This is a genomic window from Blautia massiliensis (ex Durand et al. 2017) (assembly GCF_051861785.1).
Taxonomy (GTDB): domain Bacteria; phylum Bacillota; class Clostridia; order Lachnospirales; family Lachnospiraceae; genus Blautia_A; species Blautia_A luti_A.
In genome coordinates this window covers 2,355,097-2,377,263 of the sequence record NZ_CP146725.1, presented here as the reverse complement: position 1 = coordinate 2,377,263, position 22,167 = coordinate 2,355,097, and the positions used below count along the sequence as shown (strand labels likewise).

General features: G+C 44.8%; 18 protein-coding genes. 1 reads left to right on the top strand and 17 read right to left on the bottom strand.

The window, feature by feature from the left end; all coding sequences use genetic code 11:
• Positions 1-6 precede the first annotated feature (6 nt).
• The 12 genes from V9W66_RS11360 to V9W66_RS11305 all read right to left on the bottom strand — a co-directional run bounded on the left by V9W66_RS11360 (position 7) and on the right by V9W66_RS11305 (position 12,643).
• Positions 7-381, bottom strand: a complete 375-nt coding sequence (locus V9W66_RS11360) for a TnpV protein (protein ID WP_144092444.1) — start codon at positions 379-381, stop codon at positions 7-9.
• Between the two features lie 4 nt (positions 382-385).
• Positions 386-913, bottom strand: coding sequence for a hypothetical protein (locus V9W66_RS11355; protein WP_144092430.1), 528 nt, complete (start codon positions 911-913; stop codon positions 386-388).
• A gap of 470 nt (positions 914-1,383) precedes the next feature.
• Positions 1,384-2,577, bottom strand: coding sequence for an elongation factor Tu (gene tuf / locus V9W66_RS11350; protein WP_144092432.1), 1,194 nt, complete (start codon positions 2,575-2,577; stop codon positions 1,384-1,386).
• Between the two features lie 125 nt (positions 2,578-2,702).
• Positions 2,703-4,826: an elongation factor G gene (gene fusA, locus V9W66_RS11345; RefSeq protein WP_279231177.1), complete on the bottom strand. Its 2,124-nt coding sequence runs from the start codon at positions 4,824-4,826 to the stop codon at positions 2,703-2,705.
• 18 nt (positions 4,827-4,844) lie between these two features.
• Entirely contained in the window at positions 4,845-5,315 is a 471-nt protein-coding gene (rpsG, locus tag V9W66_RS11340) for a 30S ribosomal protein S7 (protein WP_059086633.1), read from the bottom strand.
• Between the two features lie 229 nt (positions 5,316-5,544).
• On the bottom strand, positions 5,545-5,964 hold the full coding sequence (gene rpsL, locus V9W66_RS11335) for a 30S ribosomal protein S12 (protein WP_144092434.1): 420 nt from the start codon (positions 5,962-5,964) through the stop codon (positions 5,545-5,547).
• A gap of 203 nt (positions 5,965-6,167) precedes the next feature.
• Positions 6,168-8,690 (bottom strand): YfhO family protein, encoded by a 2,523-nt coding sequence (locus tag V9W66_RS11330; RefSeq protein ID WP_144092436.1) that lies wholly within the window; start codon positions 8,688-8,690, stop codon positions 6,168-6,170.
• A gap of 558 nt (positions 8,691-9,248) precedes the next feature.
• Positions 9,249-9,653: an ACT domain protein gene (locus V9W66_RS11325; RefSeq protein ID WP_021653044.1), complete on the bottom strand. Its 405-nt coding sequence runs from the start codon at positions 9,651-9,653 to the stop codon at positions 9,249-9,251.
• Between the two features lie 183 nt (positions 9,654-9,836).
• The gene (gene spoIIID / locus V9W66_RS11320) at positions 9,837-10,094 is read right to left on the bottom strand and encodes a sporulation transcriptional regulator SpoIIID (protein WP_021653046.1); all 258 of its coding nucleotides are present in this window, start codon (positions 10,092-10,094) and stop codon (positions 9,837-9,839) included.
• Positions 10,095-10,183: 89 nt separating this feature from the next.
• Positions 10,184-10,858, bottom strand: coding sequence for a TMEM165/GDT1 family protein (locus tag V9W66_RS11315; RefSeq protein ID WP_144092438.1), 675 nt, complete (start codon positions 10,856-10,858; stop codon positions 10,184-10,186).
• A 274-nt stretch (positions 10,859-11,132) separates the two neighbouring features.
• The gene (locus V9W66_RS11310; RefSeq protein ID WP_144092440.1) at positions 11,133-11,561 is read right to left on the bottom strand and encodes a hypothetical protein; all 429 of its coding nucleotides are present in this window, start codon (positions 11,559-11,561) and stop codon (positions 11,133-11,135) included.
• Positions 11,562-11,698: 137 nt separating this feature from the next.
• Positions 11,699-12,643 carry a ketopantoate reductase family protein gene (locus V9W66_RS11305; protein WP_059086618.1) on the bottom strand — a complete coding sequence of 315 codons (945 nt, stop codon included), beginning with the start codon at positions 12,641-12,643 and terminating at the stop codon, positions 11,699-11,701.
• A gap of 291 nt (positions 12,644-12,934) precedes the next feature.
• Between V9W66_RS11305 and V9W66_RS11300 the strand changes: the two genes are divergently transcribed.
• A complete protein-coding gene (locus V9W66_RS11300; protein WP_144100350.1) occupies positions 12,935-14,023 on the top strand; it encodes a pyridoxal phosphate-dependent aminotransferase in 1,089 nt (362 codons plus the stop codon).
• A 71-nt stretch (positions 14,024-14,094) separates the two neighbouring features.
• Here V9W66_RS11300 and V9W66_RS11295 read toward each other — a convergent pair whose 3' ends face one another.
• From V9W66_RS11295 to V9W66_RS11275, 5 genes are read right to left on the bottom strand one after another with little or no spacing between them, the layout of a single operon-like run.
• Positions 14,095-14,895 (bottom strand): UDP-galactopyranose mutase, encoded by an 801-nt coding sequence (locus tag V9W66_RS11295; protein WP_144092119.1) that lies wholly within the window; start codon positions 14,893-14,895, stop codon positions 14,095-14,097.
• A 6-nt stretch (positions 14,896-14,901) separates the two neighbouring features.
• Positions 14,902-17,247, bottom strand: a complete 2,346-nt coding sequence (locus V9W66_RS11290; RefSeq protein WP_144100349.1) for a polysaccharide pyruvyl transferase family protein — start codon at positions 17,245-17,247, stop codon at positions 14,902-14,904.
• Positions 17,244-19,088 (bottom strand): glycosyltransferase, encoded by a 1,845-nt coding sequence (locus V9W66_RS11285; protein ID WP_144094371.1) that lies wholly within the window; start codon positions 19,086-19,088, stop codon positions 17,244-17,246. Before V9W66_RS11285 ends, V9W66_RS11290 begins: the two co-directional genes overlap by 4 nt.
• A complete protein-coding gene (locus V9W66_RS11280) occupies positions 19,081-20,727 on the bottom strand; it encodes a glycosyltransferase (protein ID WP_144094372.1) in 1,647 nt (548 codons plus the stop codon). Before V9W66_RS11280 ends, V9W66_RS11285 begins: the two co-directional genes overlap by 8 nt.
• Positions 20,724-21,728, bottom strand: a complete 1,005-nt coding sequence (locus V9W66_RS11275; protein ID WP_186290077.1) for a glycosyltransferase family 2 protein — start codon at positions 21,726-21,728, stop codon at positions 20,724-20,726. Before V9W66_RS11275 ends, V9W66_RS11280 begins: the two co-directional genes overlap by 4 nt.
• Positions 21,729-22,167 lie beyond the last annotated feature (439 nt).

Sequence of the window (22,167 nt, the reverse complement as noted above, 5' to 3'; positions counted from 1 at the left end):
TTCTGCTCACATATACACGCTCTCTTTCAACACAATTTCCTCCGCATATGCCTTTATATTATTTATCAATCCAACCCATTTCATCAGATCCTGCATTTTCAGTTGTTCCGTCACACCTTGTTTTTCCTCAATCTGCTTTACCAAGGTTTCCACCTGCTCTCTGGCCTCCTGATCGACTCGGTTCAGATGTACCGTCAGCTCCCCAGTCATAAATAAATACTGGTATCGTGCCGGTCTATGCTCTTTCAGGAACTGTTTCCGCAACATTCCGTATTTACCATATGTCGGTTCTCCCTCATTCACTGCCAGATCTGGCAGGTAATAGTCTCCATGCAGTGTGTAACTTAATCCATTGCTTTCATCATAAATGTGCTTTTTCATCATCTTATCTCTCCATTCCTCTGTTTTTTATTTTATTTTTCTTACGCTGCTGATTCTCCATCTCGCTCTTTCTGGCTCCCCAGGTAAGTCTTTCGTGAATACTTCCTGTTGGCATTTGCTCCATTTGTCGCTTTTCTTCTAATGCCTTCTGCTCCTGTATATCCTGTTGTACCGCATCATCTACAGCATTTTCTCCAAGAACACGCACTACCCGGTCATATCTATCAGAAACATCCTTCAATTGTTGTTTTTCATCAAATAACTGCTCTTTTTCTTCACGCACTGTATCTAACTCTCTTTGTATTTGGTTATATGCTTGCTTTGTTTTCTGATATTTGTGTTTCCATTTTTCTACTTCTTCGGCAAGTTCTTTAACCTGTGCAGCCATCGCAGCAATTTTATTTTTCACCTGAGTAAACAGTGGTTTTATTTTCTTATCCCGGTAAGTTGTTGCACGTTCCAATGCACCAGCTTCTGGAAGTAGAGTTTTCACTGTTCCATATTCCTTTATTTCTTTGCTGACATTATCCATTACCGGCTGTAACCGTTCTCTGCGTTCTTCCAGGCTATGCAGATCTTTCTCGGCTTTTTCCGCACGCTTCTCAGCTTCCTCTTTATCTTTAACTGCCTGCTCCTTGTCATCTTTTAAAAGCTGGATATTGTGGAAACTATCCGTCTAAAACTACAATATCATCGTGATCCAGAACGTGCTGAACAGATCAAACAGATCAAAGGCTGGTAAAAAAATTACTCCTGTGAATAGCAAACATTCGCAGGAGTTTCTTTTTGGCACCGTTTTGGCACCGCTGGTCTGATTATTCGGTTTTTAGTTTATTTGTACTTCGTCTTACTGATTAATTTTCTGCTTACTTTTATCTTGAAAACTCATAGGTGATTTTACTTTCCACTCAACAGAAAAACCCCAGAAACACAAGGTTTCCGGGGTATCTTACGTTTGGACACAACGTTATCTTACGATAACAAATCTATATTCAGATTGTATTACTCGATGATAGAAGCAACACGACCTGATCCTACAGTACGTCCACCTTCACGGATAGCGAATGTAAGACCCTGGCTCATAGCGATCGGATGAATCAGCTCGATTGTCATCTCGATGTTATCTCCAGGCATGCACATCTCTGTTCCCTCTGGAAGGTTGCAAACACCTGTTACGTCTGTTGTTCTGAAGTAGAACTGCGGACGATAGTTGTTGAAGAATGGTGTATGACGGCCACCCTCGTCTTTAGTCAGAACGTAAACCTGAGCTGTGAATTTTGTATGGCATGTAAGTGTTCCTGGTTTAGCAAGAACCTGTCCACGCTCGATCTCGTTTCTCTGAACACCACGAAGAAGTGCTCCGATGTTATCACCAGCCTGAGCCTCATCAAGAAGTTTACGGAACATCTCGATACCAGTTACAACAACTTTACGAGTCTCTTCTTTGATACCAACGATCTCAACCTCATCAGATACGTGAAGAACACCAGCCTCAACTCTACCAGTTGCAACTGTACCACGTCCTGTGATGGAGAATACGTCCTCTACAGGCATTACGAACGGTTTATCTGTGTCACGCTGTGGGTCCGGAATGTAGCTGTCAACAGCATCCATAAGCTCCATGATCTTATCTCCCCATGGGCCAGCCGGATCCTCAAGAGCTTTAAGAGCAGAACCCTGGATAACCGGAATGTCATCTCCTGGGAAGTCATACTCGGAAAGAAGCTCACGGATCTCCATCTCTACGAGCTCAAGAAGCTCCTCATCGTCTACCATATCACATTTGTTCATGAATACAACGATGTAAGGAACACCTACCTGACGGGAAAGAAGGATATGCTCTTTAGTCTGAGCCATAACACCGTCTGTAGCAGCAACAACAAGGATAGCACCATCCATCTGAGCTGCACCTGTGATCATGTTCTTAACGTAGTCAGCATGTCCTGGGCAGTCAACGTGTGCATAATGTCTATGCTCTGTCTCATACTCAACGTGTGCTGTAGAAATTGTGATACCACGCTCTCTTTCCTCTGGAGCTTTATCGATATTAGCGAAATCTGTAGCTGTGTTTCCTGCTACTCTCTCAGACAGAACTTTTGTGATAGCTGCTGTTAAAGTTGTTTTACCATGGTCAACGTGTCCGATGGTACCAATGTTACAATGCGGTTTTGTTCTCTCAAACTTAGCCTTTGCCATTTTAAAATGTCCTCCTTAAAAAACTTGACTCTGTGATCAGAGCATTTTTTCAGATTTAAACTTGCTAACCTTGATTATATTGCAAACCAAGGTTATTTGCAAGCATTTTATTATTTTATAGTAGATCAGTCCTTCTTAGAAAGGATCTTCTCCTGTACAGACTTCGGAACCTGCTCATATTTCTCAAAGAACATAGAGTAGTTACCACGTCCCTGTGTTCTGGAACGAAGGTCTGTAGCATATCCGAACATCTCGGAAAGCGGAACATATCCACGGATCATCTTACCGCCACCGATATCTTCCATACCCTCGATACGTCCACGACGGGAGTTGATATCACCGATAACGTCGCCCATGTAATCCTCTGGTGTAGTAACTTCGACCTTCATGATTGGCTCAAGAAGAATCGGAGCTGCTTTCTGCATAGCATCCTTGAATGCAAGAGAACCTGCAATGTGGAATGCCATCTCAGAAGAATCGACTTCATGGTAAGAACCATCGTATACATTTGCATGTACACCAACTACCGGGAATCCTCCGAGGATACCAGCTTTCATAGCTTCCTCGATACCTTCGCCAACTGCCGGGATGTATTCCTTCGGAATAGCACCACCAACAACTGTGGACTCGAACTTGTACAGCTCTTCTCCGTTGGCATCCATAGGCTCGAATTTAACTTTACAGTGACCATACTGTCCACGACCACCAGACTGTTTAGCATACTTGCTGTCTACATCAACAGACTTGGTGATTGTCTCTTTGTAAGAAACCTGAGGTGCACCAACGTTTGCCTCAACCTTGAACTCACGAAGAAGACGGTCAACGATGATATCAAGGTGAAGCTCACCCATACCAGCGATAATGGTCTGTCCTGTTTCCTGATTTGTATGAGCACGGAATGTCGGGTCCTCCTCAGCAAGCTTAGCAAGTGCCTCACCAAGTTTGCCCTGTCCAGCTTTTGTCTTAGGCTCGATCGCGAGCTCGATAACTGGCTCTGGGAACTCCATGGACTCAAGGATTACCGGATGCTGCTCATCACAGATTGTATCACCTGTTGTAGTAAATTTGAATCCGATTGCTGCAGCGATATCACCGGAGTAAACCTTATCCAGCTCCATACGTTTATTAGCGTGCATCTGAAGGATACGTCCAACACGCTCTTTTTTATCTTTTGTGGCATTCAGTACATAAGAACCGGAGTTCATTGTTCCTGAATAAACACGGAAATAAGCAAGTTTTCCTACAAATGGGTCAGTCATGATCTTGAATGCAAGAGCGGAGAACGGCTCCTCATCAGAGGAATGTCTCTCAACTTCGTTGCCGTCAAGGTCAACACCCTTGATAGCCGGGATATCTGTAGGAGCCGGCATATACTCAAGGATTGCATCCAGAAGTTTCTGAACACCTTTGTTTCTGTAAGCGGAACCGCAGCAAACCGGTACTGCTGTACACTCACATGTAGCTTTTCTGAGGACAGCTTTCAGTCTGTCTACAGAAGGCTCATCTCCCTCAAGATACTCCATCATGAGGTCATCATCCAGCTCGCAGATCTTCTCGATCAGCTCTGTATGATAAAGCTCTGCATCTTCCTGCATATCCTCCGGGATATCAGTAATAGAGATGTCATCACCCTTCTCATCATTGTAGATGTATGCTTTCATCTCGAAAAGATCGATGATTCCTTTGAAGTCATCCTCTTTTCCGATCGGAAGCTGAAGGCAGATAGCGTTTTTACCAAGACGAGTCTTGATCTGCTCTACTGCACCGTAGAAGTTTGCACCAAGGATATCCATCTTGTTGATGAATGCCATACGAGGTACATTGTAGGTATCAGCCTGACGCCATACGTTCTCTGACTGCGGCTCAACACCACCCTTAGCACAGAAAACGCCGACAGCACCATCAAGTACACGAAGGGAACGCTCAACCTCAACAGTGAAGTCTACGTGTCCTGGTGTATCAATGATGTTGATACGATGCTCAAGAGCACCTGGCTTTGGTTTGCAGTTCTCCTCAAGAGTCCAGTGACATGTTGTAGCAGCGGATGTGATTGTGATACCACGCTCCTGCTCCTGCTCCATCCAGTCCATTGTTGCTGTACCTTCATGAGTATCACCGATCTTGTAGTTAACACCTGTGTAATAAAGAATACGCTCTGTAAGAGTTGTTTTACCAGCATCGATATGCGCCATGATACCGATATTTCTGGTTCTCTCTAATGGATATTCTCTTCCTTCTTTTCCAGCCAATGAATTTTCCTCCTCGAATTAGAAGCGATAGTGAGCAAATGCTTTATTTGCCTCAGCCATCTTGTGCATGTCTTCTTTTCTCTTAACGGATGCACCTGTGTTGTTCATTGCGTCCAGAAGCTCATTAGCCAGTCTTTCTTCCATTGTCTTCTCGCCTCTCTTACGTGAGAACATTGTAAGCCAACGAAGAGCAAGTGCCTGACGTCTGTCTGCTCTTACCTCGATCGGAACCTGATAAGTAGCACCACCGATACGTCTTGCTTTTACCTCGAGAACTGGCATGATGTTATTCATAGCCTCTTCAAATACTTCAATTGCTGGTTTACCAGCTTTTTCCTCTACTCTGGTGAATGCACCGTATACAATTTTCTGAGCAACACCTTTCTTACCGTCTAACATGATGTTATTGATAAGCTTGGTAACCACTTTGTTATTGTACATCGGGTCAGCCAGAACGTCTCTTTTCTGAGTATGTCCTTTACGTGGCACGTTACTTCCCTCCTTAATCATATTGATTATATCATCGGTACTCACGCAGTAAAACTATTGCATGTTCGCACTGGTAAGGTCCTATATTTAACCCGCAACCGACAGGGTATATGGAATACCGTACAAATCCTTATAGTCTTCCGCTGTAATACATTAGATGAATAATATCTTTGTAATCCTCCTGATTATCTGCAATCAGGAAGCGGCGTAGATTTCTGATCTACAAAAATTATTTTTTAACTTTAGGTTTCTTAGCTCCGTATTTGGAACGAGCCTGTTTTCTGTTAGCGACACCTGCGGTATCAAGAGTACCTCTGATGATGTGGTATCTTGTACCAGGTAAGTCCTTAACTCTTCCTCCACGGATAAGAACAACGCTATGCTCCTGAAGGTTGTGACCCTCTCCTGGAATATAACTTGTTACCTCGATACCGTTGGAAAGACGAACTCTGGCGATCTTTCTAAGAGCTGAGTTAGGCTTTTTAGGAGTAGCTGTTTTAACAGCAGTACAAACACCACGTTTCTGTGGAGCAGCCTGATCAACTGCTTTCTTTCTTAAAGAGTTGTATGTTTTCTGCAGAGCCGGTGCTGTAGATTTTTTAACAGCTGTCTGACGGCCCTTTCTTACTAACTGGTTGAATGTTGGCATTCCATTTCACCTCCCGATTTATTTCTCCATGGGCTTTCCCATGGGGCCTTGCGGTTGCTATTTACAAATTACGGCATGCGAAAATATAACGTTTCATTCGCACGCTTGCTCATTATAGCCCGTAAATACAGGGCTTGTCAAGGTGTTTTATAAAGAATTTTTGCTGATTTTACAGGGGGTTTACACGGTTTTCTCCATAGATGTCACAACCTGCCGGAAATACCCGTTTTTCTTCTGCTGATATACCAGAGTATTCCCAGTATTCCTGCTATTAATATAGAAAGAACTGCTCCCGTCTGCAGCCCCGGAGTCCGATATTTCACAGTAACCGTATGTGTCCCGGCCGAAAGCTTTACACCGGTAAGCCCCTGGATGCTTTTCCCATTGACCTTTTTCCCATCTACATAAATCTGCATATCAGGATCATAAAATATGCTGAGAAGGAGCATTCCATCCTTTGCTGCAGCTATGGTACCCTTTCCATTCTTCAGATCCATCTGCCGGGAAGAAAGCATTTCATAGATCTCATCCAGGTCCGATTCCCGGTAAGTTCCCAGAACCGCTTCCTGCATTCCGGTTTCCGCAGTTACATGCACAACCGTATCCGTATCATAAGTGCCAAGATCCAGGAAATTATTATTCCAGTAATCGGATTTCTGCTCCTGGCCGTTGATCGTTACTGTTTCCGGCTCTGTCCCCGGAATATAGAGATACCCATGCTCCCCTTTTTTCAGCGAAATATCAAAATCCGCAGTCCCGGCCCATACTGCTTCTGAAGACACCGTCTGCATTTTGTACAGTCTTTTTCCCGCAATACCGCTGAGCAGCCGGTTCTGAACCTCAAGTGGATCTGTTCCTTCCATTGCATAGTCCAGTACGGAATCACTGACCATATATCCTGCTTTCAGTGCTCTCGGATTCTCATAGAGATCAAAGGACTGGCTTTCTCCGATTTTTTTATAAACAGTATGAAGCTTTCTTGTATTCCTGCAAAACAGATATCGTATTCCCAGAAGCATATCCGTCACTTCCGTGGATCCCGCATACTGAAAACGATTTTCCAGATTTTCAAAGCCCATGTTTTTTACAAAATCCCACATTACCTCTGTATTAGTAGAGGAATACATAGATATCCCGTTCAGCTGATACAGCATCTCTTCATTTCTCACAAGAGGATTTACGATAGCGGCACGGTAATCCACCTGATCCACACCGGCAGATTCCAGTAATCCACAAACCTCCTGCTCACTTTCCACATAAATATCACGGTTTGCGGTTCCATTATCTGTAATACTGACGATTCCGTGAATTCCTGTCTCTGCAAGGATCAGCACTGCCAGCACCAGACATCCCAGCTTTCGGATCTCCACACAGCAGAAGGCATGACCGGACAGTTTTCTACAGATACACCGTTCCGTCCACATAACCAGAAAGAATACTGCAAGAACCCCTGCTGTAAGCAGAAGTCCCCAGATATTTCCGCTTTTGATCCCCACAACGATACAGAAGCCCTCTGCAGCGATCAGTCCGGCAAAAATTCTTCCTGTGCTTTCATTTTTCACATTTCCCCATGCATCACAGGACATTTTCAGCAGCAGAAATATCAGGATGAACACAAAACGATTGGGGATTCCCACAGGTTTATGCAATCCGTGAAAAAGCAGATTCAGCGCTGTGATATGGATCCCCGCAAAATACAAAACGATCAATATAACTGTTACGATTTTTTCTGCTGTGCGGATTTCTTTATTCAGAAAATAAATCCCGGCAAAAAGCAGCACTGCACAGCCACAGTAAAGGTTCACATCTCCCTGGTCGCCGGATTTTACAAAGGACAGAGAATCCTCGAATAATGCTCCCAGCTGTTTCCAGATATCTCCGTACACTCCCGAAAGTCCGGTGCCTGCCTCTTCCGCCGCTGCAGTTCTGGATACCGCAGCAATTCCGGGGATCAGTGTGATTCCTGCAAGTCCGGCTCCGGAAACAGACGCCCCGGCAAATTTCAATAATGAAAAACGGATTTTCTCCGGTCGTCGACCGGATTCTGCCGCAGCCAGCTCTGCCAGATAATAAAAAGCAGCAAATGTGCATAACATAAATCCCATATAATAGCTGGTTAAAATACAGTACCCCAGCAACAGACAATACCCTCGCCATTTTCCGGTATGCACCAGCTGTTCAATAAGATATGCAAGCACCGGAAGAAGCATGATACAGTCCAGCCACATCACATTGCTGTAATAGCCTATAAGAAAATTAGACAGTGCGTACATACAGCCAAGAGAAACTGCCATACTTCCTCTGCCCGGATATTTTTTTCCGGAATACCATGCCATGGATACGCTGCAAAGCCCTGCCTTGATCAGGATCACCGCAGTGACAGCCTCGTTTACATACATGAATTTCATAAACAGCAGTATTAGGAAGCTGAACGGACTGCAGAGATAATAGCAGAACAATCCGTAAAAATTATATCCCATGGCATGTGCGGACCAGGTCCAGCCCGCTCCCTTTCCAAGCTGCTCTGAAAGTTCCCTGTAAAAGGCTGTATACTGATGGACTCCATCTACCACCAGCGCCGAATTTTCTCCAAAAGGATAAACACCCTTCAGTGCAAAGCCCAGCGTAAAGATCAGCACCGGAAACAGAAACGCCAGGAGATAGATCCACCCTCTGTTTCCCTTTTTTTTGTTTTTTTCTGCTTTCTGTATTCTTATTGGTCTCATTTCATTTCCTCGTCTGTCTGCAGTAATTCCAGACTGTTCTGTTCTGGACAGCTGAATTATCTACCGGCTGTTATTTTCTGAAATACTGTTATTTCTTTTCCGCCTTTTTTTCTGATCCTCTGTATTCTGTAAATCAAACATCTGCGTTTTACCTTATCGCATGCTCATAAACTTGAACATTTTTGCAAAACAGATCATAGCATGTTTCCTACTGTATCATGTTTTTGTGAAATTACTGCGAATTTTTTCAGAGCAAAAGAAAAAAGCTGTCACATCATTGGAGACACAGAAAACTCCGCCAACGTAACAGCTTCTTTCTGAAGGAATCTGTGTACGCTGATCCACAGATCTCTTCATGGGTGTAATTATTAACCTTATGTGATGAGTTTTTTAGTTCCCGGCCTGTATGATACGGATATTCACATATCCTGCGGTGGCTGTTTACAGGTTAAGAACTATTATGGATTTATGATAGCATGGCCATAGTGTTTATAATATAGAATATTTTAATATTTATCAAACGGATAAAAGCCTCTACCACACGGTAAAATTCTGTTTTTATAAAACGGTATAGCCTCTGGATTTCAGGCAGGCTCTCACTTCCATAATATCCTCGGTATGGAATACCATGATCGGCTTGCCGGAATCACGGTTAAAGGAGAGGTACAGATAATCCACGCTCACATTACTGTCCTTCAGTGTAAGAAGCAGATCATTCAGATTTCCGGTCTTATCCTCAACCTCCACTCCGATCACCTCGATCACGTGGCAGAGATATCCTGCAGCAATCAGAGCCTCCATTGCCTTATCCGGCTCCGAAACTACCATTCGTACGATTCCGTACTCTGCGCTGTCATTGGTCACAGAGCCCAGAATGTTGATATCCTCGTCCTTCAGGATACCGGTAATGTTCTGCATAACACCCTTTTTATTTTCTGCATAGATGGATAACTGTTTCAGCATGATAAAATCCTCTCTTTCCTATGTGCTTTATTTTGCTGTTCTATCGTATGATAAATCTTCGCACATCTTATCAGGTATGTCAACCAGAGCAAGCCGGATAATAACACAGACATTCATATTTTAGTTTACCCGGCTCCATAAACACTGATATTTTATGATCAGCATTTAACCCGGCCCGCCTGTTCACCGCATGTGAGCATGGAGATATTTTTCCCGGGTAGCGATACCTCCCCGGATATGTCGCTCCTGCTTGTTTACATCCAGTACCTTGCGAACTTCTATGGCCAGAGCCGGATTGATCACTTTCAGGCGTTCTACGCAATCCTTATGTACCGTACTCTTACTGATTCCGAATTTCTTAGCTGCCTGCCGCACCGTAGCCTTTGTTTCAACAATATATCCTGCGATCTCAACTGCACGTTCTTCAATATAATCCTTCACTGCCAAGCCCCCGAAGACGCTTTTTTACAGTGTATGCGGAGGCTTTTTCAGGTATGAGCCCTATTCTGTGCAAAGCTCCTTATAATAATTTAATTCTTTTTCGCCTGCTTATAAAGCACAAGACAGACGATCACAAACGCAACCGTAACTGCTACGGTAAGCGGAAGGATCATAGAAGAGCCCGCCCCAAGCAGAAGGCCAAATCCCTGTCTCAGCGTCAGGATTCCAAAGATGGAAAAAATAACAAATGTAACTGTATTGAGGATTTCCTCCGGTGCCTTGCTTTTCAGAAGATATCCGATCAGAAGTCCGATCACATCCGCTGCAAAAAGTCCCATTGAACAGGCAAGCCATACCACAACCGCTGAACTCAGTCCCTCATTGGCACCAAATGTAATTGCGGTAAGCTGTGTCTTATCCCCCAGCTCTGCAACAAAAAATGTACAGAATACAGACAGCGGTGCAAATCTGATCTTACGATCCTTAACATTCTCTTCCTCATCATCGTCACTCTTCAGCGTTGTCACCGCAAAAAACAGGAACGCTGCACCTGCGATCAGACGGATCAGCCAGGTAGGGACCACGGTACTGATAATACCTCCTGCAAGCACTGCCAGTCCGTTGAGCACCAGGACAGCAACACCGGTTCCAAGCAAAATATCCTTCAGCTTGAACCTGGAAGTCATTGCCACCAGCATCAGCTGTGTTTTGTCACCCATTTCCGCAATAAACTGGGTAAAAAGCACTTTCATAAATAACAGCATTTTTCTTCTCCTTTGCATATTCATCCGCTCCGGAGCCATAAAAAAAGACCCACGTATACTCTATCTCTGTAACAGAAATAAAATATACATGAGTCTCATTCTTTAAGATTTGCCAGGTGCATGCACCAGTATGTTGACAAACCACGTCTACACGCGAATTACTCCCTCACGGAATTGATTTTCGTCATTGTAGCAAAGTTGAGAAATTTTGTCAAGAGCATTAGAAAGCTCCGCCTGTGCTGTACAAGAGAACCGGCGATTCATGCCGACACCACTAGAAATCCCTGCCTGCACCGCCACCGCCGAAGCTTCCTCCGTCTCCGGAGCTTCCGCTGTCGTAGCTGTCATAATCATCATCTCTGTCATCGTCATTACCGGAACTTCCGCCGCTGCTTTTTCCCCCTCTTCCCAGGATCCAGCTCAGCGGAAACAGGGAATTAAAGAGCCGGTGCAGTACACTCATACGGCTGAAATTCTTTTTCCAGTAGTCTGCGGTATCCTTTCCCGACAATTTCATTATCAGGCCCTTCAGAACCAGAACCATAGTTACGATAAGAAATACAGGCAGCATCACGCACAGCAGATATGCGCCCACCATGAGCAAAGCCAGCAGCATAGCCATCCGTCCGATCCATTTTTTTATAGGATATTCTCCCTCTAGCCGTTCTTTCATTTCATCAGAACAATGGTCTGATCTTATCACTCTGCCAGCATATCCCCTACATCCGGCGTATCTGCTGCTGAATCATCAGCCTCTGCTGCTTCCACAGCTTCTTTACTTCCGGCAAGCCCATTGTACCAGAGCATACAGGATTCCACCAGGAAAGCTCACCTTTTCGGTCAGAATTTTTCTGCTATTTCCATAAGTCCCTGATATATTTTTTCGGAAAGCGGAATGGAAACACCAAGTCTCTTCGCTTCTTTCACAATATAGCCGCTGAAGGTTTCCAGCTCCGTCTGTTTTCTCCGGATGCGAAAATCTCTCTGCAGGGAGCTGGTTGCATTATCTGCATGTACATGGCGGAATTTATGGATCACCTCATTGATGTGCTCATCTGTCAGCGCAACCCCCTTGGCCTGACCTACACTGGCAGCTTCCCATACAAGCTTCTCATACTGCTGCGCTTTCACCGGATCTCTGCGGAGCTCCCCGATGGTATTATCATAAAAAGCAGTCATCACATTAAAGGCACAGTTGAGGATATACTTTCTCCAGATCTCCACCTCGATATCCCCCTGATCCTTATAGTCAATATCCGCACCTTTCAGGATCCCTGCCACTTCTGCAACTTTCTTCTGCTGCCGTTCATCCGCATCTTTTATTCCAATACAAAGCCAAGTAAACGTATCCTGCTGGGAAATGGAAAAATCCTCATTGGCAAAAGCCACCGTATAGATCAGCGAATCCACAACCGTTCCCTTACCAACCAGACGGCGGATGTTTTCTCCCGGGTCCACACCATTCATCACAGGAATGATCACTGTGTCATCCGTGACCATGTCCCGGATACTTTCGCACACCTCAGCCAGAGAATAATTTTTTACACAGATAAAAATATAATCCTGCTGTCCCATATCCTGAATTGGAACTACCCGCTCTGGCTTTGCCACGATCTCACCCTTATAATCACTGTGGAGTACCAGTCCTTTTTTCCGGATGCTCTCTGCCCTGGCGCCACGTGCAACCATCGTCACATGCGGATACGCCTTCGCCAGCAGCCCGGCTATGTAACCACCAACACCACCAATTCCGATCACTGCGATCTTTTTCTCTTCTGTATTCATATTTTCTGTTTCCTTTCCTGCTGTTTCTCCCTGAAAACTTACCCGCCCCGGAAAAATGTGGATATTCACAGTCCGCATTGACAAACAGCATGGATATTCACAATCTGCATTCGCTACCTGCTCATTGTATCAAACATTCCCATACATTTCCAGAAAGCAATTTTCAGTAATATCTTGTTCAAAAAATATAGAAAATACAGAAACTTTTTATCCCATCTTTTTTTGTCCCGGATTCTGGTGTATACTGGATATAATTTTTTACGAAAAAAATAAAAATGTGAGGTGACAAAAATGGATACCAAACCCGTTTTTCACGGAAGTGATATAGAAAAGATCTGCAGCTACTACAATCTGAAAAGAGAAAACATCGTCAAATTCGGTGCAAATGTCAATCCTCTGGGACTTTCCCCAAAAGCCGGCAGAGCCATTGCAGAACACGTGGATATCCTTTCCTCCTACCCGGACAGAGAATACACATCCCTTCGGAATACGATTTCCAGCTACTGCAATATTCCCGCTGATTTCATCCTTCCGGGAAACGGCTCCAGCGAACTGATCTCCCTTCTGATCCAGGAGCGTGCCCCGAAGCATACTCTGATCCTTGGGCCTACCTATTCTGAATACTCCAGAGAGCTTTCTTTCTCCGGAAGTACCCAGGAATACTACCACCTTCAGGAAAGCAATGATTTCGAGCCGGACATTCCGGATCTCTGCCGGAAGCTGGAGCAGGGCTATGATTTTCTCATCCTCTGCAACCCCAACAATCCGACCTCCTCTGCCATCACCCAGGAAGAGCTTCGCAGACTTATCGGTTTCTGTGCAGAAAAAAATATCTTCGTGATGATCGATGAAACCTATGTGGAATTTGCCCCGGATATCAACGCCATCACCGCAGTTCCGCTGACACGGGAATTCACCAATCTCATGGTACTCCGTGGCGTATCCAAATTCTTCGCTGCTCCCGGAATGCGCCTGGGCTACGGCATCACCGGAAATATTGACTTTCTTGCAAAAATGCGCGAAAAACAGACACCATGGTCACTTAACAGCCTTGGTGCCTTTGCAGGAGAGATCATGCTGCAGGATGAAGATTATATTAAAGAAACCAGAAATCTGATCCTTTCCGAACGCGACCGGATGATCCGGGAACTGAGGGATACAGACACCTACAAAATCTATCCCGCCTATGCAAACTTTATCCTGCTCCGGATCCTGAAAAACGGACTGACCTCCTATGACGTATTTGAAGCCTGCATCAGACAAGGCATGATGATCCGTGACTGCTCTTCCTTCCAGTGCCTGGACGGGGAATTTGTACGATTCTGTATCATGATGCCGGAGGATAATTCACGGCTTGTTAAAGTACTGAAATCACTGTAAAAGCTATACAATACGATCCGGGATTTCCGGATCCCCTGTTTTATGCTTCCGATGCCTGACAGACATTTCTGTCAGGCATATTTTTCTGCAAGGATCATGGCATCCCTTACCGCTTCGTCGATCCCATAGCTTCCCTCATGAAACATTCTTCCACCAAAGATAGCCCTTTTTTCTTTTCCTGCAAGCATCCGGTATTTTCGAAAAAGCATCCGATTCTTTTCTGTGTTTTCCAACATACCAGGAACCCCATCCTTCAGATTTTTTCCCCAGGACTCTTTTGTGATCACAGTAAAGGGCGTATGTTTCTTATCGTAAATACCTGTCAGATATTTATGTTCTATGATCTGAGCATTTTTCCCCCGGACTTTCTCCTTCATGTGCTTCTGGTAATGCTTCTGAAACCGCAATTCTGTTTCATAGCTATGAAGCTCATAGACAAGTCTGCCATACTCTTCCCCGAAATATTCATCCAGTCTGCCTGTATAAAACACCTTTTTTGCGATATCCGGCTTCTCTTTCCGCAGGCTGTTATAATCTGTATTGAGATATACATCACAATCCTTCAGAAGCTTTCGGATGATCTGCGTATATCCTTTTTCCGGAACTCCCTCATACTGTTTTTCTGAAACTCTTTCCCTGCACGGAACAAATTTCCCGAAACTGTTCAGAAATTCCCAGACCCTGCGATCGTCCGTCTGTAAAATATGCAATCCGTAACAATGCACCGGTATTCCTCTTATGTTTTCGCAGTAAAGATTTCCTCCGATCGTACCACGAGAATCAATGACCAGACATTTTTTTCCCGCTTTATGGACCTCATGGGCAAAAACAGCTCCGGAGATACCTGCTCCTACAATCAGAAAATCATACATTTCCAGTCACCTCTTCTGTCTGTATTTCCCAGCCTTCTCTTTGATACCTTTCTGCACGCTCTCCGGCAGTCTGCTGAATATCTTTTTCCACAAAGGCTGCGGCGGTGCCTGAACCCTTTGCGCTACGATCCGGATATCCTCCTTACGGACCGGAGTGATCTGAGCGGCATATGTCTGACTGGTATGGGATTCTTTTTCCTTAAACATCGCATCTCTGAGCCATCTGGAAGAAATCTCCTTTTCCTTCTCCATGATCTCTGCAACCTTGTCATAATCTACCGGTTTGAGGAAACGGTCGGACTTTGTGATCTCCAGCGGGTCTGTGACCACCCGGTCCTCCACCTGAAAAAGATGAGTCAGAGAATGAAACCGTTCCATGCCCCTGTGACAGTTTCCGATCCCGGCAAAGGGTTTATGATAGATCAGCGCAAAGCTGACACCATGACAGGAATCTGTCAGCACATAGCTGCTGTTTTTGAAATAATAGATCCAGTCCTGAAATTTCACATTTTCCAGAATTCCATCCATGCCCATTTTTTCCTTATTGGATTCATAATTCCATGGAGTTCCATCCAGGATATGCACTGCCCGCAGTCCCAGTTTTTCGGAAAGAAAACGGATCGCCTCTTTTTTCTCCGGAGTCGGATCCAGAATATAGGTAAGAAGATACGGTTCTGTTTCTCTCCTTGAAGATTCCTCTGCGATCGCATCGTAAACACTTCTGTCTGTGGAAAAAACGGGATCCAAAACACGAACCGAAGACACTCCGAAGGTTTTTTCCAGAATATCAACTGCCGAGGTTTCCCTTACTGAAATCGCATCAAATCGCTTAAGATATTCTGCCGAAACCAGCCGTTCTCTCTCCGGTCGAAAATCCTTTTCATGACCAAAGGACACCGCAACTGCTACTTTTTTCTTTTCATCACGGACAAAATCCATCAGAAAGCTTCTTCCGAAATTGCGGCAGATTCCATAATTCCATACCTGATCTGACCCAATCACAAAGGAATCACATTTATGATTCAGAAGATGCATCTCACTCAGCGCATATTTCCGGCTTACATGAAAATGTGCGTTTGCAAAAATCCGGCTGTGATTTTCTCCGCTGAGTTCTCTGTCCTCATCTGTATAACCTGGTTTGTCGATCATCAGCACTGAAAGCCCCAGCCCCTGAAGCTGCTTCATCAAGCCGTAATATGTAGCAACGCTTCCGTAATTACAGCCAAACCACACCCCCAGCATACCAACGTCATATCTGCCTTCTGTACAGTATTCCACTGCCTTGTGCATGCTGGTATATTGCAGCATCTCAAAAAAACGGTCTCTTTGGGAATGCACGTGCATTTTTTCCCGGAAACGATTTTTCTTTGCTGCCTCAAACGGAAGCTTTTTGACAAATCCGGCATCCTTCAGAGCATCCTCAAGAAGCTCTTTTCCCCTGTCATTGTTTACAAGCACAAGAGAGGTCCCAAGTTCACTGTGCAGCTCTTTATCATATGCTCGTAATCCCCAGAAATCACCGATCGTAAGATCACCCTGTCGGGGAAGCGATGCAAACTTACAGTCTTCACAGGACCTTCTGAGAAAAAGACTCCTGTAAGAGCCCTTCACAAAAGGATCTTGGTCATCACTGCACATATAGGATCTGCCATTCTTCATCACTGCCACGCTGGTGGTTCCGTTGTAACCGTATTTTTTTGTGCGGAAATAATAGATCCTTACATTCTCGATCCCGTAGGTTTCCTCCAGATAACGGTGGAATACCATAGAAGAAGTAGCTCCGTGACACATCAGATCCGCGGTAAAAAGCCCCTCTCTGTTTTTGCCGAGATAAGCCTTCAGACCAGCTACCTGACAGGGCGTGCCGGTAAAAAGAACCTTCTTTTTCTCATCCAGAAGCTCCCGGATCCTCGGAAAAATATCACCCAGATTGCTTTCTACATACTTGGAACGCCGCATAGGTTCCAGTTCTTTTTCATTCCGGGCAAATGTGTGGAACACCTGAAATTTCTCATTCATAACAACGCCACAGACAACACCGCCCTTATCCAGTACGCTCCGGGCCAGAAGTGTAAAGCTTCCACCGGAACTGCTTTTTCTGCGAACAGCATTCTCACTACGCACTGCATAGGTTTCCGGTTCCGGTGAATTTGTCATATCCTTTGGATTTACAGACGGACAGATCCTTCGGCAGCGTCCGCAGTCCGTACATTTCTGTTCGTCCACCCTTGGATAAAAAAATCCTTCCTGGTCACGCTCCATGATAATTGCTCCAAATGGACATGTATACGCACATGCGGTACATCCGAAGCACTGTGTTTTATTCAGATTTCCTATATGGTTCTTTTTCATTTTTGATCGATCTCCAGATATTTTCTCCAGAAGCTCTCCGATGTCATTTCATCTCTGTGCTCCCTGAATTCCCGTTCTACATGGGTATGTGTTTCTTTGTATTGCTTCATGATCCGGTGTTTTCTTCGAAGAATACGGATAAACCGTTTTCTGTCCATTTCACGGTACGCTCCGGTCTCCATTGCAGGATTCACAACCAGCAGTTTTCTTCTGAAAAAATACAGATGCGGAGAATAAAACCAGTCATAGGCCACCGGAACGACCTGTTTTTTCAGCAAACAGGACGGCCAGAAATGTCCGTTATAGGTAATCCTGTACAAAAAGGTTTCCAGTGGTTTTCTGGGCGTATCATTATATACCTCATAAGGCTTCATCGGTGCCTCCGGGAAATGCTCCAGGCTGATCAGCTTTTCATTTTTTGAAGACTCCTCCTTCATGAGCTTTTCTCCCTGATTCTTCATCAGGAAATGATAGCCCTTCAGATAATCTTCCACTGCATCCAGAAGCTGCTCAGCCCCGTCATAATTAAACCGCAGCAGATTCACCCGCACAAGCTTGCTGATCCTGTCCATAAAGTCTATATTCCGGCATACTCCGCTGGCCGCCTGAAGGATCAGGCTGTTTCTGTGCACCTGATAAAATTCCATTGCTCCGTTGAACTTGTTGCTGAAGCCTTTATGCCAGATACAGATCCCATTCATTGTAATAAACTCCGCCTTATTACGCAGACTGTACTCCACATCATCACCACGGATAAAAAGCGGAAGCGGCAGGTTATCCTTTCTTACAAATTCCACAGGGATACAGCAGTACCACCAGCCCGCATAGGCGGTATCCGGATTTTTTTTCTGTCCTTCACGGCGAAGGACTTTTTCTATTTTGGCTGTGTTGATCCGCGATTTTAAAGGGCCATATTCACCCGTTCTGTTTACATATCCCACATCCTCATGAAGGCGTTCCATCTCCTCATAATAAAGCATGGCTCCGCTGATGAAATGTCTTTTATATTCCGGCCGCTGAATCCGAAGCAGCTGATACGTACGTATGATACTCTCCGGAAGAACCAGCACATCATCATCCATAAGAAGAACATTTGTAGGCTTTTCTCTGTGCTCCAGGCTTTCCAGCATTCCCCTGGTAAATCCGCCGGCACCTCCGGTATTCAGATTGGGATGAAGCTGCACATGATCCGCTTCCATCTGCTCTGGAGAAAGCGTACGACCATTATCCACCACATGGATCCAGAAATTTTTTGCCAGAGATTCTCTGTCTGATATCTCTTCCAGCCGTTTTTCCGTGAGCACTGTTTTTTTCAGAAGCTCTATATTCGGCAAAATATATTCTTCTTTTTTAAAGGTCGTTGTTATCAGATGCAATGACACATGATTTCTTTTATCTGCCTGCACCTCTGTACCATATTCCCCCTCAAAGATCGTGGAATACTCCAGTGCATGCACTTCAAATCCCGCCAGCTCCAGCGGTTTATCCGGATACGGGATCCAGATCTCCTTTTCCTCTTCTGCATTGATCTTCTTTCTGGCAACGATCCTACGTATATAACGATTGTCTTCCTTTTCGTATCCGGTCAGGCAGATCTCTATTTTCCCCTGTACTCTCAACTTCAGGATCAGTTTGTCTGCCCAGGTATAGGTTCTCCATTTCCGGAGAGCTATGGAATTAAAATATGTGCAGAAATCCACCACCTGTCCGGCTCCGATCACAATACATCGGTTCTGTCTGTCATATGCAGGCTGGCTTCCGTGAAAAAACATTTTCCAGTGTGTTGCAAGTTTGTCATCCTCACAGAATAGAACATTCTGCAGCTTAAAATAATCATTCATCTTCTTTACACTCCAGATATCCGTTCCAGAAATTTTCTGAAGTAAGCTCCTTCCATTTTGTTCTGTAGCTGGTTTCCGCGTTTTTAAAATCCCGGTCCACCACTCGAAGCATACGCATCAGTCCGGCAAGTGCATGTACTGTTTTCCCAAAGGTTTTCTCCGTTCTGAGACATTTTCCGGAGGGATCCTGATAGATCACTCTTTTTCTGATCGCCACGGTATAAACACTGATATCTGCCGGAACCAGAAAATCCTTCTCTGGTTTTTTCCCCATCTCTTCAAGCTGTGGGAGAAGCTTTCTGACCCTTCCATTCAGTTCCACACCATCCTCCTCTGCCAGCCATGGTTCTCCCTTCAGAAAATCCTGCACTGCCAGAAAATTCAGCCTGATATATTGATATCTTCCTCTGAGAATATTTCCAAGAGTCCATTTAATGAGAAACTTTTTCCATTCTGCTGCCGTAAAATCCCGGAGATGCGCAGCATTCACAATGGCCATATTTCGAATGTCATAATACTCCCCAGCCTGGGAAAGCTTTCTTGTGACAGCTTCATGCCACACACCGATTCCGTTCATGGTGATCGTCTTCCCCATACGGAGCCCGTATTCAACATCATCCCGATGGATAAACAGTGGGAGCGGATATCCCTTTTTCTGGATTTCCCTTACAGGAATGCAGCAATACCACCAGCCGCCATACTCCGGACTGTTCTCTTCTGCATTCTCCAGCAAGGTATTCCTGTCACGAAGATCAAAGCCTTTTCCGTAAGCTTTGATCCGCCCCCGGTTCCAGTCTGCCCCACATTCAAACTGTTCCCATGGAATATCCTTTCTGAGAAGCGAGCCTGCCAGTTCAGCATCCTCATATTCTTTCTTCAGCACCGAAAGAAAACATCTGGTCCGTTCCAGAACTTCCGGTTCCAGAAAAATATCATCATCCATCAGGATCACATGAGTAAATTTTTTCTGCTTTACTGCTTCCAGCATTCCTCTGGTAAAGCCCCCTGCTCCACCGCAGTTTTTGTTGGGAATATATCTCACAAACTCCGGAAACGCATGATCCGTCAGGGTGTTTCCATTATCCACAACAAAAACCTCCGGCCGCTTCTCCCCGGAAAGCTTCCGGATCTGATCGATATTAGCTGTGACATCCTTTTCACGCCTGCAGGTACAGATCACTGCTGCACAGTTTACTCTGCGAACCTCTTCCACTTCTGCATAAATGGAGAAATCCCTCAGCAGGGCACCATCCTCAAGGCCTTCCACACGGATCCAGTAAACCTCTGCTTCTTTCCATGAGCACATCCTAAGACGCAGGAGCTCCGGCTCTTTTGCTGCATGGAGCTCTGCTTTTTCTTCAGTGACCGTATTCCCGTTCTGATCCTTGTACAAAAGAGAGAGCCTGCAGCTTCCCTGCACAAAAAATTCCGCAAAAGGGTTCCTGATCTGCGTATAACGCTTCCACTGTTTCACAAAAAATCCGTTAAAATACGTAAACAGCTCGACCCTCCCGCCTTCTGTTACACAGAGCCCGGCCTCTGTACGCTCATATCCGGTCCCCGAATAATATAGCTTATGATTTTCTTTTTCATCCTCCGGAAAGATCATCTGCTGAATCCGTACCACTTCACCGCTCATACTTTTTTCTCTTTCAGGCTCATGCAAAAATGTCCCGGATAATACAGAAGATAGCCACTTCGCCGGATTGCCCACACAACCTTATTCTCTACTTTCTTATAAACATCCGGATACTCTTCCCGAATCTTTTCATCCAGTGCTTTCATCATTGCAAACACTTTTCCGGAGCAGGGAAAGCTCAGATAGATCTTAAAATGACTGCTGACTACCCTTGCAATTCCCTTTTCCAGATAATCCAGATGTGCCTGATCCAGATGTCTGAATTTCTGTTCATCATAAAAATCCAGAAGACTGTTCAGAACCTGTTCATGATTTCTGTGGTTCCTGCGCATCTGCTCCATGGACATACTCTGACCGGAACGACCCAGCCTGTACATATAAACAAATTCATCCAGAAAAATGATCGTCTCTACCTCAGTGATGGGATACATGACAAATTCCACATCAACGTAATAGCAGTTTTCATCGATCTTCCGCCCCACCTGTCTGGCAAGCTCCGTTCGGATCGTCATGGAATGCATCTTGATAAAGGTTTTGTCCGCAATATCCTTAAACCGGTATTTTTTTCCATAAACAACCTCCGGAAAAGGATCCCGATACTGGATCGCTTTTTCTCCATCCATCTCATAAACCCAGTAATAATTGCTCCAGACAATATCTGTCCCTTCCGTTTCAAGGCAGTCCACCAGCCTGCAGAAAGCATCCCTCTCCACCCAGTCATCACTGTCCAGGATCTTCACATACTCACCGGATGCCATCATAAGACCTGTGTTGATCGCTGAACCATGACCACCATTCGCCTTATAAATGATCCGGAAGGTATCCGGATACTGCCCCACAAACTCATATGCGATCTCCGCAGAACCATCCTTGGAGCCATCCAACACCACCAGCACCTCGATCCGGTCCAGCACCTCCCCGATCACCAGAGATTCCAGACACTGCCGGATATATTTTTCCATATTGTAGACAGGCACGATCACCGTCAGAACTTTATCCATACTGCTATCCATCTCTCTTCCCTTTACATGAGTTCTGATACATGAGCACTGATCTGCCGGCCAGCTTCTTCAGATTCAGAACTCAGTCAACTCCTGAAACTGCTTTATCTGCGTATATTATAGGGATGGAAAAAATGGAATACAATGGACTTTGCGAAGGTTGAATGAAGATTTAACGTGGGGTTAACATTGAGAGGATTGATAATAGAATTTATTGACATATATAGAAAGTAAGTGCCCTAAAACATGGTGTAGTGTAACATAACATTTTTTTCTGTTATTAACTACATCATTATTTGTGATACTTTTTGTAAGCGTTTACTTTGAAACACCTTATCTCTTACCAAATTATGACTTTGACCAAATCAAAATCTGGCAGGAAAGTGAATTACTCTGGGATTAAATTAAAAAAAGGGATTCTCAAAACCTAAAATTGCTC

What these genes read in the sequence shown, in the direction of transcription:
- V9W66_RS11360 (WP_144092444.1), bottom strand. Translation starts at nt 381, where the DNA reads ATGAAAAAGCACATTTATGATGAAAGCAATGGATTAAGTTACACACTG.
- V9W66_RS11355 (WP_144092430.1), bottom strand. Translation starts at nt 913, where the DNA reads ATGGATAATGTCAGCAAAGAAATAAAGGAATATGGAACAGTGAAAACT.
- tuf (WP_144092432.1), bottom strand. Translation starts at nt 2,577, where the DNA reads ATGGCAAAGGCTAAGTTTGAGAGAACAAAACCGCATTGTAACATTGGT.
- rpsL (WP_144092434.1), bottom strand. Translation starts at nt 5,964, where the DNA reads ATGCCAACATTCAACCAGTTAGTAAGAAAGGGCCGTCAGACAGCTGTT.
- V9W66_RS11330 (WP_144092436.1), bottom strand. Translation starts at nt 8,690, where the DNA reads ATGAGACCAATAAGAATACAGAAAGCAGAAAAAAACAAAAAAAAGGGA.
- V9W66_RS11325 (WP_021653044.1), bottom strand. Translation starts at nt 9,653, where the DNA reads ATGCTGAAACAGTTATCCATCTATGCAGAAAATAAAAAGGGTGTTATG.
- V9W66_RS11315 (WP_144092438.1), bottom strand. Translation starts at nt 10,858, where the DNA reads ATGCTGTTATTTATGAAAGTGCTTTTTACCCAGTTTATTGCGGAAATG.
- V9W66_RS11305 (WP_059086618.1), bottom strand. Translation starts at nt 12,643, where the DNA reads ATGAATACAGAAGAGAAAAAGATCGCAGTGATCGGAATTGGTGGTGTT.
- V9W66_RS11300 (WP_144100350.1), top strand. Translation starts at nt 12,935, where the DNA reads ATGGATACCAAACCCGTTTTTCACGGAAGTGATATAGAAAAGATCTGC.
- V9W66_RS11295 (WP_144092119.1), bottom strand. Translation starts at nt 14,895, where the DNA reads ATGTATGATTTTCTGATTGTAGGAGCAGGTATCTCCGGAGCTGTTTTT.
- V9W66_RS11290 (WP_144100349.1), bottom strand. Translation starts at nt 17,247, where the DNA reads ATGAAAAAGAACCATATAGGAAATCTGAATAAAACACAGTGCTTCGGA.
- V9W66_RS11285 (WP_144094371.1), bottom strand. Translation starts at nt 19,088, where the DNA reads ATGAATGATTATTTTAAGCTGCAGAATGTTCTATTCTGTGAGGATGAC.
- V9W66_RS11280 (WP_144094372.1), bottom strand. Translation starts at nt 20,727, where the DNA reads ATGAGCGGTGAAGTGGTACGGATTCAGCAGATGATCTTTCCGGAGGAT.
- V9W66_RS11275 (WP_186290077.1), bottom strand. Translation starts at nt 21,728, where the DNA reads ATGGATAAAGTTCTGACGGTGATCGTGCCTGTCTACAATATGGAAAAA.